Raw genomic sequence first — 17520 nt, forward strand, 5'->3', positions numbered from 1 at the left:
CCCTACAGAGAGACGCCGAGAAGGCCCCGCGTGAGCTGGAAGGCGACATTCCCCCTCCCGAAGAGCTTCGGCAGGTAGCGGCGGGAGGCGACCAGCATGATCGCCTCCATCAGCGATTCGGTCCACCTCCCTGCATCCCCCGCGAGCACCGCGTCGAGGTCCTCCGCGTACCACTCTACCGTCCCCGGGTCGGAGGAGACCTGCACCAGCGGGATCATCCGGTGCGCCTGCAGCGGGCGGCCCGCCACGTGCGCGAGCATCACCTCCACCCCCGTCGCACCCATCCCGGTCGCGGTCTCGACCCAGTGCGTGGTCGGTGTCTCCATCACGTGCAGCCCCGGATTCTCCGCGACCTGTCCGTAGGCGAGGGTGATGCGGGGCCTCACATCCCCGAGAACCGCCTGGCGGTAGGCCCGGCTCTCGAGCAGGGCTCCGCGCCCCGGCACCACCACGGTCCCTCCCGCCCCGATCACCGCGAGCGTCACACCGGCCAGCGCGAGCGCCGCTCCCTCGGAGAGGGGCCCTGCGGCATGCAGCCCCAGACGGAGGTTCTCTAGCCCGACCTCGAAGCCCTCCATCTCCCCCATCCCCGCGAGCGCCGCCTCGAACCACTCCTCCACGCGGCGCGTCACACGCTCTATCCCGCCGTCGAGCTGGATGCTCGCCCAGCCGAACGCCTCCGGGTCGAGCCCGCGGGAGGAGAGGAGCGCCCGGAAGTAATCGTTGTGGGTCTTCTCGCAGCCGTGCTCCAGGAGCAAAGCGGCTCCGACGAGCGGATGGGCGAGGTAGCCGAGGACGGTGCGGCCGTAGATCTCCTCGGAGGAGCCGCCCGAGACGCCGCACCCCTCGGTGTGCGGCAGCGCGACGAACCGGGAGAGCTTCCCCTCGCCGAGGCCGCTTTCGTCGAGCTTCTGCGCGATGCGCAGCGCGATCTGCCCCGAGCACAGGCTGGTCGGCATGATGAGCCCGACCCTGTCCGCGGCGGGCCCGCGCCCGCCCCGCACGGCCTCGTAGGTCCATCCCCCGGAGGGCCGGGAGCCCACCACCGCGAGCGGCTCGCCGTCCGGGGTGGGCGAATCCAAAAGACGGTCGAGGTTCCCCGGGCCGGTCTGCCTCCACTCGCGCCAGATCGAGACCTGGGAGTGCCCGGCCCTCTCCCCGGCGGTCCTCTCTCCGGATGCGACGCGCAGGGTGAGATCGAAGGTCCTGCGGCCGAGCTCTTCCATCGGGGTGCCGTCCAGGTAGGCCCCGGCGTTCACGTCCATCTCGTCCTCGAGCAGCCGGTAGCGGCCCGTGGTGGTGACGAACTTGATGGTGGGTACGAACGGGAAGTTGGTGATCGAGCCGTTGCCGGTGGTGAAGAAGATCAGGTTCGCCCCCGAGGCGACCTGACCGGCGACGCTCTCCAGGTCGTTGCCGGGACTGTCCATGAAGTAGAAGCCCGGTGCGTCCATCCTCTCGCCGTACTCGACGACCTCGTCGAGCCTGACCTCCGGGTCCTTCTTGCGCGCCGCCCCGATGGACTTTATGGAGATGTTGTAGAGCCCGCGGAGGTTGTTCCCGCCGGAGGGGTTGCCCTCGGCGGTGTGCCCGTGCCAGGCGGCGCGCTCCTCGAACCTCTCCACCATCGAGAGGAAGCGGCGGGCGACATCGAGGTCGCGCACCCGCGAGAGGACGTACTCCTCCGCCCCGATCAGCTCGTCGGTCTCAGCCAGGTTCGCGCTCCCGCCGTTCCGGAGCACCTCCTTCGCCACCCATCCGGCGAGCGGGTTGGCCGAGACGCCGGAGAAGGCGTCGGAGCCCCCGCACTGCAGCGCGACCCTGAGCCCCGAAAGCGGCTCCTCGGTGCGCCGGGCGCGTCCCACCTCCCCGAGCCAGCCCGCGACGATCTTCTCCGCCCGCCGCAGCCCGGTCTCGAAGGGACAATCGAGCGTCATGAAGCGGTGCGGGACGTCGCCGAGCGGGTAGCCTCCCTGCCAGGCGTAGCGGCGCACCATCTCGCCGGTCACGGGCGCCCCCGGCTCGTCCACCGCGAGCACGGCCCCGACGTTGGGATGGACCATGAACCCCGCGAGCGTCCGGAGCAGGAGGTCGAGGTTGTTGGGCGTGCGGTCCTCGCCGCCCTCGGTGTGCGCGACGGCGACGACGCCGTCCAGGCCGGGATGCCCGCCGGCGGCCGCCCTCATCCTGCGCTCCAGAGCCTTCGCGAAGGAGCCGGTGCGCGAGGTTATCCCCAGGACCACGACGTAGTTGCGGGTCCCGACCCCGCGTCCGCCGCCACGCCGGTACCCGTAGAACGTGGCGCGATCCGGGTGTAGAGGCACCTGCTCCGCCGGGCGGAAGCGCTCCTCGTCGAGCCGGTAGGGCATAAGCGGTGCGTCGGTGAAGTTGGCCTCCCGCGGGAGCCCGAAGCCCACGCGCCGCTCTCTCAGAACCCGCAGGATCTTCTCGTTGCACAGGTACCCTCCGGGCGGTATCCCGCGCACCGCCTCCCCGAACGGGAGCCCCCAGGAGAGGAGCGGGTCCCCACTCCGGATGGCGCGCACGGCGAAGCGGTGCCCCTCGAGTACGGTGTGCCGGATCACGATCTCATCTTCGCCGCACATGACCCGCGTCCCGGCCTTCAGGGTGCGCACGGCGATCGCAGCGTTGTCCCGAGGGTCCGGGAGACGTCCGACCTCTTCGAAGCCAACCCGCTCGTACGCACCCAAGATGGCGCCCCTCCTCTCTCCCCGACGTTACCGGCTCCAGTGTAACCCGGATGCGGGGGCCGGGGCCCGGAAGATATACTCTTCACCCAGCAGGGCAGGCTCGCATCGAGAGAGGAGACGCGCATGGCCGAAGTCGTCGAGAGGCTCACCAAGAAGAGCGAAGACTCCAGCCGCTGGTATCTGGACGTGATCCGGATGGCCCGGCTCGCCGATTACGGCCCGGTGCGCGGAACCTTCGCGATAAGACCCTACGGGTACGCGATCTGGGAGAGGATGCAGCGGGATCTCGACGACCGCTTCAAGGCGACCGGCCACACCAACGCCTACTTCCCGCTGTTCATCCCCGAGAGCTACCTGAAGAAGGAGGCCGAGCACGTCGAAGGATTCAACCCCGAGGTGGCCTGGGTGACCCGGGCCGGGAGCGAAGATCTCGAGGAACCCATCGCCGTCCGCCCGACCTCCGAGACGATAATCTGCGACTTCTACCGCAAATGGATCGACTCCTACCGCGACCTGCCCATCCTGATAAACCAGTGGTCCAACTTCGTGCGCTGGGAGAAGGTGACCCGGCCCTTCCTGCGAACTACGGAGGTTCTCTGGCAGGAGGGCCACACGGTGCACGCCACCGCGGAGGAAGCCCGCGAGGAGGCCCTGCGGATGCTCGGGGTCTACAGGGACTTCTACGCCGAGACCGCGGCCATCCCGGTACTCACCGGGGCGAAGAGCCCCTCGGAGCGCTTCGCCGGGGCCGTCGAGACGTTCACCTGCGAGGCGCTGATGGGCGACGGGCGGGCGCTGCAGGCCGCCACCAGCCACGACCTCGGGCAGAACTTCGCGAGGGCGTTCGACATCACCTTCCTGGACGAGAACCAGGAGCGGGTCTACCCCTACCAGACCTCGTGGGGCTTCTCCACCCGGGCGGTCGGGGCGCTCATCCTGGTCCACGGCGACGACCGGGGGCTGAAGCTCCCGCCGCGCCTGGCCCCCACCCAGGCGGTCATCGTCCCGATCTACCGGGGCAAGAGCAAGGGAGCGGTGCTCGAAGAGACGCGGAAGCTCCTCTCGGAGCTCGAGGGCTCCGGCCTGAGGGTCGAGGCCGACCTGGACGAGGAGCACTCCCCCGGCTGGAAGTTCAACGAGCACGAGGTACGGGGGGTGCCGGTGCGCATCGAGCTCGGGCCGAAGGACATCGAGAAGGACCAGGTCGTCCTGGTGCGCCGCGACACCGGCGAGAAGGAGTTCGCGGGCCGCAGAGGGCTGACGCGGCGGCTGCCGGAGCTCCTGGAGGAGATCCAGGAGAACATGCTGCGTCAGGCGCGCTCGTTCCTCGAGGAGAACACCCGCCACGTCGAGAGCTACGAGCAGATGAAGGAGACCATCGCCGAGAAGCGCGGCTTCGTCGTCGCTCCGTGGGACGGCACCGAAGAGACCGAGCAGCGGATAAAGGAGGAGACGAAGGCGACGATCCGCCTCCTGCCCTTCGAGCGGGAGGAGGGCAAAGACCCGGTCTCCGGCCGGCCGGGGAAGACAGCTGTCTTCGCCCGGGCCTACTAGGCCCGCCACTTGACCGGGGCACGGAGGGCGGCTAGGATTCCCGAACGCACGTTGTAAGCGGAGTTCTATTCATAGAACTTAGTACCCTTGGAGGGGGGAAAAGTGCACGACCTTCGTGGTGCTCTCGGGCGACCCGGACCTCTCCGCGCCCGAGCAAGGCTGTTCTGGGTCATGGCCCTCGCGCTCGCCGTCTCGCTCTCCGCCGTCGTGCTCGCGACTTCGGACCGAAAGGTCGAGGCGCGCCAGCGGCCCGCGCTTCCCCCGGCGGGGAAGCCTGTGATCCCCTACCTGCTCTCCGACCGGAAGACCGTGGCGGCGCTCGAGAAGGAGTTCGGGCTGAACGGCGATAAGAAGAGAGAGCTCCTGCTCGCCGTCCGGCGCGAGAACCGCGCCATCGCCGGCGCCTACGCCCGGAGCGAGCGGGTCCTGGGAGCCGGGAGGAACTCCATGGCCCGCAGCGGAGATGCCGTCGTCGTCTCCGCGTACAACCGCCGGGTGAGCCGGGCGGAGGAGCGGGCCAGAGCCGAGATCCTGGGGCTCGTCCCCGCCCGGGAGCGCCCCGCCCTGAGAAGCTGGCTCGGGAGCCGGTGGAACCAGGCGGTGCGGCAGAACTGCGGGGGCTACACGCGGCTCACGTACAACACCAGATCCTCTCTGGGGGTCACCGACAGGGTCTACGCCACCCAGTACAACGGCTACACCAACTTCGAGGTCGCACTGCCGCACCGGGCGCTCAAACAGAAAGGCGGCTTCAGGGTCCGCCTGAGCTACGGTGGACGCAGCGTCTGGGTGCGGGTGAAGGAGGTCGGGCCGTGGAACACCCGCGACAACTACTGGCAGAGCAGCAGGTACCGCACCATGTGGCGCAACCTCCCCCGGGGCGTGCCGGAGGCCAAAGCCGCCTACTGCCGGAACTACAACCAGGGCGAGGACGAGTTCGGCCGCACCGTTGCCAACCCCGCCGGCATAGACATAACCCCGGCCGTCGCCCACCGGCTCGGCCTCGCGACCTACGAGAACGCCAGGATCACGGTCTACTACCCCTGGGTCGGACACTAACCTCCTTGACCGCGGGGCGATGATGCTTTAGCATCTCTGCCCAAGCGCGAACCCGCATCGAGAGCGGTGGAGGGAACTGGCCCTGCGAAGCCGCGGCAACCGGCGGAGCTCCTCGTAAAGCTCCGTGAGGTGCCAAATCCAGCAGGCGGCGGCCCATAGGTCTCCGGCCTGGAAGATGTGGGAAGAGCCTGAAAAGCGGCCTCTTCTGCGAGCGGGTTAGCGCGCCGGGCGGTGGGACAGCCGCCTCATGACGTGTAGACCCGACGAGGGAAGGAGGCTGTATTACTCCGAAGCATGGCACAAGATCCGGGGGCCGGGGCTAAGGAAGCCCCGGCCCGTTCGGGCAGGGTTCTCTGCCGCATAGGACCTTTCGAACCGGAGCTCGGCGGCCATCTCCCCGAGGTAGTTCTGGCCTACGAGACCTGGGGCGAGCTCAACGGGGCGAGGGACAACGCGGTTCTCATCGTCCACGCCCTCACGGGCGACTCGCACGCCGCCGGGGAGCCGGACGAGGAGTACAGGCGCGGCGGCTGGTGGCATCCCCTGATCGGGCCGGGGCGTCCGGTGGACACGGAGCGGTACTTCGTGGTCTGCTCGAACGTGCTCGGCGGGTGCTCCGGGAGCACGGGGCCGGCCTCCCGCGACCCGGTCTCCGGCAGGCCCTACGGGATGCGCTTCCCGCTCGTCACGATCCGGGACATGGTGCGGGCCCAGAAGCGCCTGCTCGAGGAGCTCGGCATAGAGCGTCTCGAGCTGGTCGCCGGGGGCTCCATCGGCGGGCAGCAGGCGCTCGAGTGGGCCGTAGAGTTCCCCGGGTTCGCGAGGAGGGTGATCCCGGTCGCCGCGACCGGCGCCCTCGGGCCGCAGGGGATCGGGATGAGCGAGATCGGACGCCGGGCGATCATGTCCGACCCCGACTGGCAGGGGGGCGACTACTACGGCACGGGGCGCTCGCCGGAGCGGGGGCTCGCCATAGCCCGGATGGCCGGGATGATGACCTACCAGAGCGCGCAGGGGCAGTGGGAGCGCTTCGGGAGGAGGCCGGCGACGCGTCCGGCGCTCTACGAGGAGTTCGGCGGGCGCTTCGAGGTGGAGAGCTACCTGCACTACCAGGGACGCGACCTGGTGAGGAGGTTCGACGCCAACTCCTACCTGTACCTGACGCGCGCGATGGACCTCTACGACGTGGCCGCGGGCTACCGGTCCGAGCAGGAGGCGCTCTCGCGCATGGAGTCGGAGGTGCTCTTCGTGGGCATCTCGAGCGACTGGCTCTTCCCGGCGGCCGAGGTGCGCGCCCTCGCGGAGAGGGCGCGGCGGGCGGGGGCGAGGGCGCACTACACCGAGATAGAGTCCCCGAACGGCCACGACGCGTTCCTCAAGGACTGGGACGCGATGGAGGCGGTCTTCAGAGACTTTCTGGAGTAAGGAGCAGGAGAAGCGAACGGAGCGTGATCCATTGAGAGAGAAACCCCTGGTGATCAAATTCGGGGGCACCTCGGTCGGCGGGGGCGAGCAGTTCGTCCGCGCCGCGGGGATAGCCGCCGAGGAGGCCCGCAGACGTCCGGTGGCCGTCGTCGTCTCGGCCATGCGCGGCGTGACCGACGAGCTCATCGGGTACACCGGGGAGGCGGGCTCTCGAACCGCACCGGGGGTCGAGGCCCTGCTCGAAAATCTGGCCCGGCGACACCTCGAGGCGGCGCGGTGGGCGTGCTCCGGGGAGCGGCTCGCGGAGCTCGAGGATGATCTGTATCGTCTCCTGTCGGAACTGAGGGGGCTGTGCCTGGGTGGGGGTGCCGATCGCAGGGAGGCCATCGCGTCCTTCGGCGAGCGGCTCTCGGCGAGGATGATGGCTGCGGTGCTGGACGAGCTCGGCGTACCGGCCGCGGTGGCCCCAGACCCGATAGCGACCCGCGGCGGCGGCGACGGCCCCGAGGTCGACCCGGAACGGACGCGGCAGCGATGTAACCGCAGCGTCACGCCGCTGCTCGAGGAAGGGATGGTCGCGGTCGTCCCCGGCTACGTCGGGCGTGCCCCGGACGGCGGCGTGGCGACGCTCGGACGGGGAGGCTCGGACCTCTCGGCGACGGTGCTCGGCCGGGCCCTGGGCTCCGAGGAGGTCTGGATCATGACCGACGTCGACGGCGTGCTCTCGGCGGACCCGGCCCTCGTGCCCGGGGCGGTGCCGATCCCCCACCTCTCCTACGAGCAGGCCGGGGCGTTCGCCCGCCTCGGGGCGAAGGTGCTGCACCCGAGGACGATGGAGCCGGCAGAGGCGGCCGGGATGGAGGTCGTGGTGAAAAACACCTTCAACCCCTCCTTCCCCGGCACGCGCATCTGTTCCGGGGAGAGCGGCGGGGCGCGCTGCGTCGGCCTCCGGCGGGGCATCGCCGTCGAGATCCCCTGCGGCGGGGGACGCAGGCGCCGGGCGGCGGCCGTCGTGTGCATCGGCGGCCGGGAGAGCGGGCTGCTCGAGCGCGGCACCCGCTGCCTGCTCGCGGCGGGGATCTCCCCCCTGCACGCCACCTTCTTCGGACCTGGGGCGATCTTCTTCGTCGCCGAGGAGCGGGAGAGGGAGGCTCTGCGCGCGCTGCACGACGGGCTCGTCGTGAACTCCGCGGTGGTGGGCGAGGGGGTCGCATGAAGCGGCTCGAGATAGTCCAGCTCGGGCTCGGCAACGTCGGGCGGGCCGTCGCCCAGATCGTGCTCGAAGAGCGCAAGCGCTGGCGCGAGCAGATGGGGATAGACATCCGCTACCGGGCGGTCTCGGACACCTCGGGGGCGCTCGTCGGCGAGGAGTTGCTGCCGCAGGCGATACGTCTCAAGGAGAAGGGAGGCAGGCTCTCCGAGCTCGGCACCGAGCCGCTCGAGGACATCCTCCTCTCCGAGCCCGCCCCCGGCACGGTGAGGGCCGTCGTGGACCTGGCGGTGCACGGCGGGACCTACGACCTCGACCTGCTCGGGGTTCAGAACGGCTCATACCTCGTGCTCTCGAACAAGGGTCCGCTCTCCGGCACGACGGAGCAGTACGAGAAGCTCGTGCACATGCTCCCGGGCCGGCTCTGGCGGGAGGCGACGGTTGGGGCGGGGATGCCGATCCTCTCGACCATCGACGCCCTGCTCTCCAGCGGGGACGAGATCTTCGAGATCCAGGCCAGCCCGAGCGGCACCCTGGGGTTCATCATGAGCGCGGTGGAGGCGGGACACTCCTTCTCGGAGGCGGTCCGCAAGGCCGTCGAGCTCCGCTACGCCGAGCCCGACCCGCGCGACGACCTCTCTGGGCTCGACGTGGCGAGGAAGGCGATAATCCTGGCCCGCGCCATCGGCCGCAGGATAGAGCCCTGGGAGGTGCCCTACCAGTCGCTCGTCCCGGAGGGCCTCGAGGACGTTCCGCTGGAGGAGTTCATGCGCCGGGTCGGCGAGGCGGACGACGCCTTCGAGGAGCGGCTGCTCTCGGTCGAGCCGGGCCACATGCTGCGCTACCTGGCGCGCATCCCGAAGGAGGGGCCGGTGGAGGTCGGTCTGCACGACGCGCCGGTCGAGAGCCCCTTCGGCCCCATCTCCGGGCCGGAGAACGTCTTCGAGTTCCGCACCCGGCGCTACTCGGATGTTACCCTCACGATATCCGGGCCCGGAGCGGGGCCGGAGCGCACCGCGAGCGGCGTCGTCTTCGACCTGCTCGACATAGCCAGAAAGCGAGCGACGGACGAGGAGATCTGAGAAGAGAATGTCCGAGGGATACAACGTCGCAGTAGTGGGAGCGGGGCTCGTCGGGGAGAAGCTCGTCTCCGAGCTCTACCGCCGCGGGTTCCCGGTACGTGATCTCAGGGTGCTCGCCCGCACCGCCCGTACCGCCGAGCTCGCCGGCAGGACCTTCGAGATAGGCGTCGCCGAACCGGAGGCCTTCGAGGGAGTGGACATCGCCCTCTTCGCCGGAACCGAAGGCGAGAAGGGTGCGGCGGTACGGCTCGCCCGCGAGGCGATCGCTCGCGGCGCGACCGTCATAGACAACGGCAGCGACTTCCGGCTCGACCCGGAGGTCCCGCTCGTCGTCCCGGAGGTGAACCCGCACGCGCTGGAGAACCATCGGGGTCTGATCGCCAACCCCAACTGCTCGACGATCCAGATGGTCGTCGCCCTCGCCCCCATCGCCCGCAGCTTCGGCCTCGAGCGGGTGGTCGTCTCGACCTACCAGGCAGTCTCGGGCGCGGGCAGAGCCGGGGTCGAGGCGCTCGAGATGGGCTCCGGGGACGCCTTCCCGAAGCCCATCTCGGGCAACGTCCTCCCGCTCATCGGATCCGTCGGCGAGGACAGATACACCACCGAGGAGAGGAAGATGCGCGAGGAGTCGCGCAAGATCCTCGAGATGCCCTCCCTCCCGGTCCACGCCACCACGGTGCGCGTCCCCGTGCACACGGGCCACGCCGAGAGCGTCTACGTCGAGACCTCCGAAGAGGTGACCCTCGACGAGGTCCTATCTGCCCTCTCCGAGGCCCCCGGGATCGAACCCTACGCCGACCCCCTTCAGGCCCCCACCCCGATCGAGGTGGTCGGCGACCCGAAGGTCCACGTCGGGAGGGTGCGTGCGGAGGGCAACGTCGTCGAGCTGTGGTGCGTGGCCGACAACCTCCTCAAGGGCGCCGCCACCAACGCCGTGCAGATAGCGGAGGCGCTCGTCGGCGTCGGGGCCCCGAAGGCCGTATAATCCTTGAACGTGCAACTAATGCACTCGGACACTCCGGCGAGCGAGAGAAGGTGATAGCATGGCTGCCGAACATCCCTCATTCTGGAGACGCCTCTTCGACGTCTCCCACCCGTCCAGCCGGGAGGAGAAGGTCATCTCCTACATCTGCCACCGGCTGAAAGAGGGCGCGCACCTGGAAGACATCCTCGAAGAAGACTACGTGCGCAACAACTGCTCCCCCAAAGACATCGAGGACATCCTGCGCAACCCGCGTCTGATCCACACGGCCCGCGAGAGCATGGAGCGCGAGATACACGCGGAGGAGGAGAGCTTCAGACACCGCCGCTGAGCCTCCCGGGGACGAGAGACCGGAGCCGTTTTCCCGCGCTGTATAATTTCACGAGGCTGCGGTCGATATACGATGGGAGACTGGAGATAAGAGATGCCGATATACGAGTACAAATGTGATAACGATCATGTCTTCGACATAATGCAGAAGATCTCCGACGCCCCTCTCACCTCCTGTATAGAGTGCGGCGCCCCCGTGCGTAAAGTCCTCCAGCCGGTGAGCATCGCATTCAAGGGCTCCGGCTTCTACTCCACGGACTACGGCCGGTCGAACGGAAGCCGCCCGACCGAGAAATCCTCCTCCGACAACGGAAGCGACTCGAAGCCGGCCAAGAAGAACGGCGAATCCTCCGAAACCAAGGCCCAGAGTAAGAAAAGCGACTAACCCCACAAGAGCGGCCCCTGCCGCGACCGCCCTCCCGGCTCCGGGGGACGAGAACCCCACGCCCGTCAGGACGCAGGCCCTTCGGGGCCGCTTTTCTTTTCACGTGGAAACTCCTGCAAAACGCACCTCAAGCACAGGTTGAAGCTGCTCTGGACACCGGCGGGCGCAGGGTATATATTGCGCATCGTTGAGGATGGATGGGGAGAGCAGGCAGGCTCGCGGGGCCCGGATGATTCCGGGCTCTCCGCTCTTCTCTGGGGATCTTCCGGGAGGTGGTTCGGATTAGCGGCGCGTCCTTCGCACACCTGCACTGCCACTCCGAGTATTCGATGCTCGACGGGGCGAGCCGGATAAAAGACCTGGTCTCCTTCGCCGCCTCGGAAGGGATGCCGGGGATAGCGCTCACCGACCACGGGGTCATGTACGGGGCGGTGAAGTTCTACCAGGAGGCGAAGAAGGCCGGGATAAAGCCCGTGATGGGCTGCGAGGTCTACGTCACCGCCGACCGCAGGAAGAAGGACAAGAGCCCCTACTACCACCTGACGCTTTTGGCGCGCACGCCGGAGGGCTACCGCAACCTGATGAAGCTCTCCACGGTAGGGTTCCTCGAAGGCTTCTACTACAAGCCGCGGGTGGACCTCGAGACGCTGAGGAAGCACGGGCGCGGGATCATCTGCCTCTCGGGGTGCCTTTCGGCGGAGGTTCCGAACAGGATACTCGAGGGGAGGATGGACGAAGCGCGCAGGCTCCTCGAGGAGTACCAGGGGATCTTCGACGCCGTCTACCTGGAGATGCAGGATCACGGCATCCCGGAGCAGCGGAGGGTGAACGAGGGCCTGATGCAGCTGCACCGGGAGACCGGGCTTCCGCTGGTCGCGACCAACGACAGCCACTACACGGCCAGGAGCGACGCGAAGATGCACGACGTCCTTTTGTGCATCGGGACCGGCAAATTCCACTCCGACCCCAACCGGATGCGCTTCGCTTCCGAAGAGTTCTACATCAAGCCCCTCTCGGAGATGGAGCGGCTCTTCCCGGACCATCCCGAGGCGCTCGAGAACACCGCGAAGGTCGTGGAGAGCGTCGAGGATCCGGGCATAGAGCTCGGCAAGACCCGTCTCCCCGCCTTCCCGAAGCCCGAGGGGTACACCGCGAGGGAGTACCTGAGGGAGCTGTGCGAGCGGGGGGTGAAAAAGCGCTACGGAGAGGTCACCCCGGAGATCCGCCAGCGGCTCGACTTCGAGCTCGAGACCATCTCCAAGATGGGATTCGAGGACTATTTCCTCATCGTGTGGGACTTCGTGCGCTACGCCAAGGAGCGTGGGATCGCGGTGGGCCCCGGTCGCGGGTCGGCCGCGGGCTCGCTCGTGGCCTACGCCCTGGAGATAACCGACCTCGACCCGCTGCGCTACTCGCTGCTCTTCGAGCGCTTTTTGAACCCCGACAGGATCAGCATGCCCGACGTGGACATAGACTTCTCGGTCTCGGGCCGGGCCGACGTGATGCGCTACGTCACCGAGAAGTACGGCGGGCACGAGCACGTCGCCCAGATCATCACCTTTGGAACTCTGGGGGCACGCGCAGCGATAAGGGACGCGGGCAGGGTCTTCCAGTATCCCTACGGCGAGACCGACAAGCTGGCCCGGCTCATCCCCGAAAAGCCTGTCGGGACCACCCTCAAGGACGTCCTGAAGAAGGAGAAGGACCGCTACCTGCCCACCGACAAGCACCCCGGTCCGGCGCGCGAGATCCTCTCCCTCATCGAGAAGGACGAGGGGGCGAAGAAGATCCTCGACATAGCCTTCGAGATAGAGGGCTTCGCCCGCCACGCCTCGACCCACGCCGCCGGGGTCGTCATCTCCGAGGAGCCCCTGACGGACATCGTGCCGCTGCAGAAGGGGGCCAAGGGCGAGGTCGTGGTCCAGCACCCGATGTCAGACGTCGAGGCGCTCGGGCTCTTGAAGGTGGACTTCCTGGGCCTGCGCAACCTCGACGTCATCGAGGAGACGCTGCAGAACATCCGCGCGACGCGCGGCGAGGAGGTGGACATCCGGGGCATCCCCCTCGACGACGAGGAGACCCTCGAACTCTTCGCCCGCGGCGACACCTTCGGGGTCTTCCAGTTCGAGTCGAGCGGGATGCAGCGGATGCTGCAGGAAGTGAAACCCGACCGCTTCGACGACCTGGTCGCCCTGAACGCGCTCTACCGGCCCGGACCGATGGAGCACATCCCGGAGTTCAAGCGCGGCAAGCACGACCCGGAGAGCGTCGAGTACCCCGACGAACGAATAAGGCCCATCCTGGAGCCCACCTACGGCGTCGCCGCCTACCAGGAGCAGCTCATGGAGATCGCCAAGACCCTGGGCGGCTTCACCCCCGGCGAGGCCGACACGCTGCGCAAGGCCATCGGCAAGAAGAAAAAAGACCTGATGGCCACCCTCAAGGACAAGTTCATCGAGGGGTGCCGGTCCAACGGCGTGGACCCGCGGACCACGGAGAAGCTGTGGAGCTGGATGGAGGCCGCGGGCGGATACTCGTTCAACAAGAGCCACGCCGCCTGCTACACGTTCCTCGCGTTCCAGACGGCATACCTAAAGGCCCACTACCCGGCGGAGTACATGGCCGCGCTCATGAGCAGCGTGATGAACACCAAGGATCGTGTCCCCCAGTACGTCGCCGAGGCGCGGGCGATGGGCATAGAGGTGCTCCCGCCCGACGTAAACACCTCGGGCAAGCGCTTCACGGTCGTAGACGGCACCATCCGCTTCGGCCTCTCCGCCGTAAAGAACGTCGGGGAGGCGTGCGTCGAGGCGATCATCGCCGCGCGGGAGGAGGGTGGTCCTTTCGAAGACATCTTCGACTTCTGCGAGCGGGTCGACCCGAAGACCTACAACAAGCGCACGCTCGAATCGCTGATAAAGTGCGGCGCCTTCGACTTCTCAGGACACTCGCGGGCGGCGCTGCTGGAAGTGCACGCCGAGGCGGTCGAGAGGGTGGCGAAGAGCGCAAGATCTGTAAGCTCGGACCAGTTCTCGATGTTCGATGCCTCGGAGATCGCCCCGCCGCGCCCGGAGGTTCCACGGGTGGAGGAGGACCGGCGCCGGGCGCTGGAGTGGGAGAAGGAGACGATGGGTCTCTACGTCTCGGATCACCCCTTGAGGCCGGTGCTGCACAAGCTCGGCAGGCACACCGACACTTCGATCCCGGAGCTCGAGGGTTGTCGGGACGGACAGGCGGTCTGGATCGGAGGGCTCGCGACGAGCGTGCGGCGCAACACCACGCGCAAGGGAGATACCATGGCGGCGCTGCAGCTCGACGACACCCGGGGGCTCGCCGAGGTGATCGTCTTCCCCAAAGTCTACTCGAAGTGCGCCGGGGCGATCCGGGAGGACGCGATCCTGAAGGTCCGCGGCAGGGTGGATCGAAAGGAGGGTACCCCGCGCATCGTCGCGCTCGACGTCGAGGAACTCTCCCTGGAGCCGGGCCCGGACCCGTTGTACCTGTACGCCGCGGCCTTCGTCGGCAAGCCCAAAGAGGAAGCCGAGGAGGCCTTCCGCCTGATCTCACGGCACCCCGGCGAGCACCCTCTGGTGCTGGTCTCGGGGGACGGGCTCCCCGATCGGGAGATCTGCACCGTCGAGGACTCCTCAGATCTGCACGCGGAACTCAAGCGGATGTTGGGGCCGGGTTGCATCTCCGCCGTGCGGCGCGCCGCCGAGCGGCAGATGGAGCGGGTCTCCTAGCCCCTTCCCAGAAGCGCGAACAACTCTCCCGGGCGCAGCAGGTGGTAGGGGCGGTGCAGGTTGCGCCGGTTGATGTAGTCCACGAAGTACGCCGGGTTCTCGGTGTTCCCCGCGACGAGGTCGTAGTGGGTCGGGAAGACCATCCCGACGTCGAGCGTCTCGGCGAGCTCTACGGCCTCGCGGAAGTCGGTGTTGCCGACTATCTCCCGCGCGGTGCGGAAGTAGTCACGCCCGTTTATCGGGAGGAACATCGCGTCCAGGCGCCAGCGGGAGAGGGTCTCGATCATGCCGTCGTAGACCACCGTGTCGCCCGCGTGGTAGACGGTGACGCCGTTGCACTCTATGACGTAGCCCAGGTAGCGGTAGCCGCGGTCGGTCCTCTCCAGCCCGGTGTGAGCGGAAGGGACCGCGGTGATGCGCGCCCCCGCCACCTCGAACGGCTCGTCCACCGCGGGGACCGTGACCCTCTCTGGATCGATCCCGGCCTTCGAGAAGTCGCAGGCGTAGGGGGCGTAGAAACGCGCCCCGGGAGAGGAGGAGGCGATGGAGCCGAGCGTCTCGGGGTCGAAGTGGTCGACGTGTTCGTGGGAGACGAGGACGCAGGAGGCATCGTCTATGGCGGCGGGATCCACCGGTGGCCCGAAGCACCTATCCAACCTCTCCCCCTCGCCGCCGTAGTCGGTCAGGTAGGGATCCACGTAGATGACGCCCTCGGGACCCCTGATCCCCACGCCGGCCTGCCCGAGGCCGAGTATGACCAGCATGCCGGGCGGGACCTCCACGGCCTCCAACCTCGGGATCAAACCACGTTCTCCGCTCTCGCTCATCTCCCACCTCGCATCGTCATGCCGCCCGGCAGACCGGACACCTCTCCCGACCCGCTCCCAGGCCCTTCAGGCCCTCGAGCTCCCGGTGCCCCGGGGAGCAGGCAGCCCATGCCGATCCCGGCACTCACGCATCTGCCGGGTCTGGTAGGGCACGATGACCAGGTCGGACTTCGGCTTACCCGTACAGGGAAGTGCGAAGCCGCATTTCTCGTCCTGTTCGAAGTAACGGCGGGAGTCGGATTGGTCGACCTCGCCGTCGAGTACCTTCACGGCGCAGGCGAGGTCCCATCCCTGCTCGCACAGGCTCGGGAGGTCGAGCCCCGCCCTTCGGGCGGCGTCGAGGATGTACTCCTCGACGCCGGCCTCGAAAGCTCTCTCCTCACCGTCGGGAAACTTCACCCTGACGGTGAACTTCTTCTCTTTCACTTCCCCCTTCTTTTAGGGGTTGTACAGCGGACGGTTCTTGGAGTAGGGCGCATCTCCCGGCTCGCCCCGGCGGAAGTGACCCGAGGGCCGCACCACACCGTCTCTCTCCATCGAGAGGAGCTCTATGAACCACGCCTCGTGCTCTATCTCCTCGTTGAGGATGCGTGCAGCGAGTCCGTAGGTGCGCGGATCCTTGCCTCCCGCCGTCAGATCACACACCTCCGACCACGTGCGGATCGCACACCGCTCGGCCTCGAGCAACACCTCCAGGATCTCTTCGGCCTTGGGCCCGCTCCCGTTCCCCATCTCCGGGGCATGTTGTCCGTCACCTGTCCCAGGCAGGTAGGCGTCCGGACAGCTCGCCCGGTCCGCGAACTGACGGATGTCGTAGGGTATGGAGCCCCCGAGCTCGTAGATCCTCGGGGTCATCAGCTCGAAATGTGCCCTGTCCTCGAGCCGGGCGTCCTCGCAGATCTCCTTGTAATCCTCGTTCCCCGCGAGGTACATCCGCAGGATCGTGTAGTAGTAGTAGGTGGTGAACTCGGCGGCCACGGCGTCGATGAGCTTCTCCCTGAGCTCCTCGACGTTCACCCCACGGGCCTCCATGACCTCTATGCCTACCCTCTGCGTCACGTCCCCGGCCCGGACTTTGCCTTTGGCATGCGGCCTTTCATCGCCAGCCATCGGCCACGACCTCCTTCCTCACGACGGTATTCTTGGTAGTTCTCATAATTGTTCCTACCCGTCATCGGCCGAGATAAACGGACGCCTCGGGAGGGGTTGTGAACGATCCCACAGGGCCGGGCACGGAGGGTCGGCCTTTCCTCACTCTCCACGTCCGGCCACCAAGACAGGGCAGGGAGCATTACGCACGACCCGGTCTGTGACTCCCCTTATCATGAAGAAAGGTGGACGCTCGACCCTCTTACGCCCTATGACTATAATGTCGAACGATTCGCGACGTGCGTACTCTATGAGGGTCTCGGCCGGGCGATCTCCGGGAACGACCTTATGTTCCACCACGATGTCTGGAGAACGAGGTCCGCGCACGAGAGAATTTAGCTTGCCTGAATAAAAGGAGCGGGCCTCCTCCAGGGCCCGTTCTTTATCTCCGGGGCGTTCCGCATGCTCCGGGATGTGTGTGATAGACACAGCTACCAAGCGTGCCCGGTAGCGCGAAGCGAGGTCCTGAGCCACCCTGTAGGCAGCGACGGCGTTATCCGAGCCGTCCCATGCCAGCATGATCTTGTGAAACAAAATCTCCTCCGATCTACCTTTTTCTTCGCCTCCTAACCACCAGATACAGCATCGTCACCATCACACCAACCAGCGCATAGACAAGGTAAGTTCCCAGGTTCGTCTTCTGCAGAACCTGGTAGAAGAGGATGGCCGTGAACATCGCTAGGACGTAACTCAGGTACGCCGAGAGGTTGCCCGACTGGATCCTCTTCATCCTCCGCGTCACGTCCAGCAGCAGCATCGTAACCGCATCGTAGAAAGTGCTCTCCAGCCAGGGCACTATCTCCGTAACGTATACACCGCCGGAGACCCTCTCGATTGGGCGATAAAAGGGGCTGAATATGGTCCTCAACGCGTTGGAGAAGCCCCTCGGCGTGTAACCCACGCCCCCAGCAGAGGCCTCCCCGGAGGTCCATACCCTCCCCAAAACCATCTCCCTGCCGCCGAAGATCCTCACGGCCCCCCACACCATCACCACCAGCGCCGGCAGCGCGAGCGCAAGCAGCGTGGGCGAGAGCGCAGAGAAGTTTTCGTAGGCGGGCTGCAG

The 17520-nt window shown here is 67.3% G+C and carries 14 protein-coding genes, 1 pseudogene and 1 riboswitch; of the genes and pseudogenes, 9 read left to right on the forward strand and 6 right to left on the reverse strand.

Annotated features, from left to right (window positions below):
* Positions 1–2: 2 nt before the first annotated feature.
* Positions 3–2711 carry a UxaA family hydrolase gene (locus tag AC6EKW_RS13615; RefSeq protein WP_498514653.1) on the reverse strand — a complete coding sequence of 903 codons (2709 nt, stop codon included), beginning with the start codon at positions 2709–2711 and terminating at the stop codon, positions 3–5.
* A gap of 123 nt (positions 2712–2834) precedes the next feature.
* Between AC6EKW_RS13615 and proS the strand changes: the two genes are divergently transcribed.
* The 9 genes from proS (at position 2835) to AC6EKW_RS13660 (ending at position 14481) form a co-directional block, all read left to right on the forward strand.
* Positions 2835–4265: a proline--tRNA ligase gene (gene proS, locus AC6EKW_RS13620; RefSeq protein ID WP_273889358.1), complete on the forward strand. Its 1431-nt coding sequence runs from the start codon at positions 2835–2837 to the stop codon at positions 4263–4265.
* Between the two features lie 171 nt (positions 4266–4436).
* The gene (locus tag AC6EKW_RS13625) at positions 4437–5324 is read left to right on the forward strand and encodes a DUF8814 domain-containing protein (protein ID WP_273889359.1); all 888 of its coding nucleotides are present in this window, start codon (positions 4437–4439) and stop codon (positions 5322–5324) included.
* A 51-nt stretch (positions 5325–5375) separates the two neighbouring features.
* Positions 5376–5506: riboswitch (SAM riboswitch) on the forward strand.
* Between the two features lie 112 nt (positions 5507–5618).
* Positions 5619–6749 carry a homoserine O-acetyltransferase MetX gene (gene metX, locus AC6EKW_RS13630; protein WP_273889360.1) on the forward strand — a complete coding sequence of 377 codons (1131 nt, stop codon included), beginning with the start codon at positions 5619–5621 and terminating at the stop codon, positions 6747–6749.
* A gap of 31 nt (positions 6750–6780) precedes the next feature.
* Entirely contained in the window at positions 6781–7965 is a 1185-nt protein-coding gene (locus tag AC6EKW_RS13635; RefSeq protein WP_273889361.1) for an aspartate kinase, read from the forward strand.
* A complete protein-coding gene (locus AC6EKW_RS13640; protein ID WP_273889362.1) occupies positions 7962–9041 on the forward strand; it encodes a hypothetical protein in 1080 nt (359 codons plus the stop codon). Before AC6EKW_RS13635 ends, AC6EKW_RS13640 begins: the two co-directional genes overlap by 4 nt.
* A 7-nt stretch (positions 9042–9048) precedes the next feature.
* Entirely contained in the window at positions 9049–10026 is a 978-nt protein-coding gene (locus AC6EKW_RS13645; RefSeq protein ID WP_498514654.1) for an aspartate-semialdehyde dehydrogenase, read from the forward strand.
* Between the two features lie 58 nt (positions 10027–10084).
* Positions 10085–10354 (forward strand): hypothetical protein, encoded by a 270-nt coding sequence (locus AC6EKW_RS13650; protein ID WP_273889364.1) that lies wholly within the window; start codon positions 10085–10087, stop codon positions 10352–10354.
* A gap of 93 nt (positions 10355–10447) precedes the next feature.
* Positions 10448–10738 carry an FmdB family zinc ribbon protein gene (locus AC6EKW_RS13655; protein WP_273889365.1) on the forward strand — a complete coding sequence of 97 codons (291 nt, stop codon included), beginning with the start codon at positions 10448–10450 and terminating at the stop codon, positions 10736–10738.
* Positions 10739–11010: 272 nt separating this feature from the next.
* Positions 11011–14481: a DNA polymerase III subunit alpha gene (locus AC6EKW_RS13660; RefSeq protein ID WP_273889366.1), complete on the forward strand. Its 3471-nt coding sequence runs from the start codon at positions 11011–11013 to the stop codon at positions 14479–14481.
* On the opposite strand, the gene AC6EKW_RS13665 is transcribed toward AC6EKW_RS13660, so the two are convergent.
* From AC6EKW_RS13665 to AC6EKW_RS13685, 5 genes and pseudogenes are all read right to left on the reverse strand, one after another.
* Positions 14478–15308 (reverse strand): MBL fold metallo-hydrolase, encoded by an 831-nt coding sequence (locus AC6EKW_RS13665; RefSeq protein ID WP_498514655.1) that lies wholly within the window; start codon positions 15306–15308, stop codon positions 14478–14480. The two genes, AC6EKW_RS13660 and AC6EKW_RS13665, sit on opposite strands and share 4 nt — an antisense overlap.
* Positions 15309–15374: 66 nt before the next feature.
* On the reverse strand, positions 15375–15734 hold the full coding sequence (locus tag AC6EKW_RS13670) for a 2Fe-2S iron-sulfur cluster-binding protein (RefSeq protein ID WP_273889368.1): 360 nt from the start codon (positions 15732–15734) through the stop codon (positions 15375–15377).
* A gap of 12 nt (positions 15735–15746) precedes the next feature.
* Positions 15747–16418, reverse strand: a complete 672-nt coding sequence (gene dps / locus AC6EKW_RS13675; RefSeq protein ID WP_273889369.1) for a DNA protection during starvation protein — start codon at positions 16416–16418, stop codon at positions 15747–15749.
* A 141-nt stretch (positions 16419–16559) separates the two neighbouring features.
* Positions 16560–16991: a universal stress protein gene (locus AC6EKW_RS13680; protein ID WP_273889370.1), complete on the reverse strand. Its 432-nt coding sequence runs from the start codon at positions 16989–16991 to the stop codon at positions 16560–16562.
* A gap of 13 nt (positions 16992–17004) precedes the next feature.
* Positions 17005–17520 (reverse strand): annotated as a pseudogene (locus tag AC6EKW_RS13685) (hypothetical protein); the annotation flags it as partial.

It is taken from the genome of Rubrobacter sp. M3-4 (assembly GCF_059772285.1).

Excerpts from the sequence above, each read along its gene's own strand:
- proS (WP_273889358.1), top strand. The coding sequence starts at position 2,835 with ATGGCCGAAGTCGTCGAGAGGCTCACCAAGAAGAGCGAAGACTCCAGC.
- AC6EKW_RS13625 (WP_273889359.1), top strand. The coding sequence starts at position 4,437 with ATGGCCCTCGCGCTCGCCGTCTCGCTCTCCGCCGTCGTGCTCGCGACT.
- metX (WP_273889360.1), top strand. The coding sequence starts at position 5,619 with ATGGCACAAGATCCGGGGGCCGGGGCTAAGGAAGCCCCGGCCCGTTCG.
- AC6EKW_RS13640 (WP_273889362.1), top strand. The coding sequence starts at position 7,962 with ATGAAGCGGCTCGAGATAGTCCAGCTCGGGCTCGGCAACGTCGGGCGG.
- AC6EKW_RS13645 (WP_498514654.1), top strand. The coding sequence starts at position 9,049 with ATGTCCGAGGGATACAACGTCGCAGTAGTGGGAGCGGGGCTCGTCGGG.
- AC6EKW_RS13650 (WP_273889364.1), top strand. The coding sequence starts at position 10,085 with ATGGCTGCCGAACATCCCTCATTCTGGAGACGCCTCTTCGACGTCTCC.
- AC6EKW_RS13655 (WP_273889365.1), top strand. The coding sequence starts at position 10,448 with ATGCCGATATACGAGTACAAATGTGATAACGATCATGTCTTCGACATA.
- AC6EKW_RS13665 (WP_498514655.1), bottom strand. The coding sequence starts at position 15,308 with ATGAGCGAGAGCGGAGAACGTGGTTTGATCCCGAGGTTGGAGGCCGTG.
- dps (WP_273889369.1), bottom strand. The coding sequence starts at position 16,418 with ATGGCTGGCGATGAAAGGCCGCATGCCAAAGGCAAAGTCCGGGCCGGG.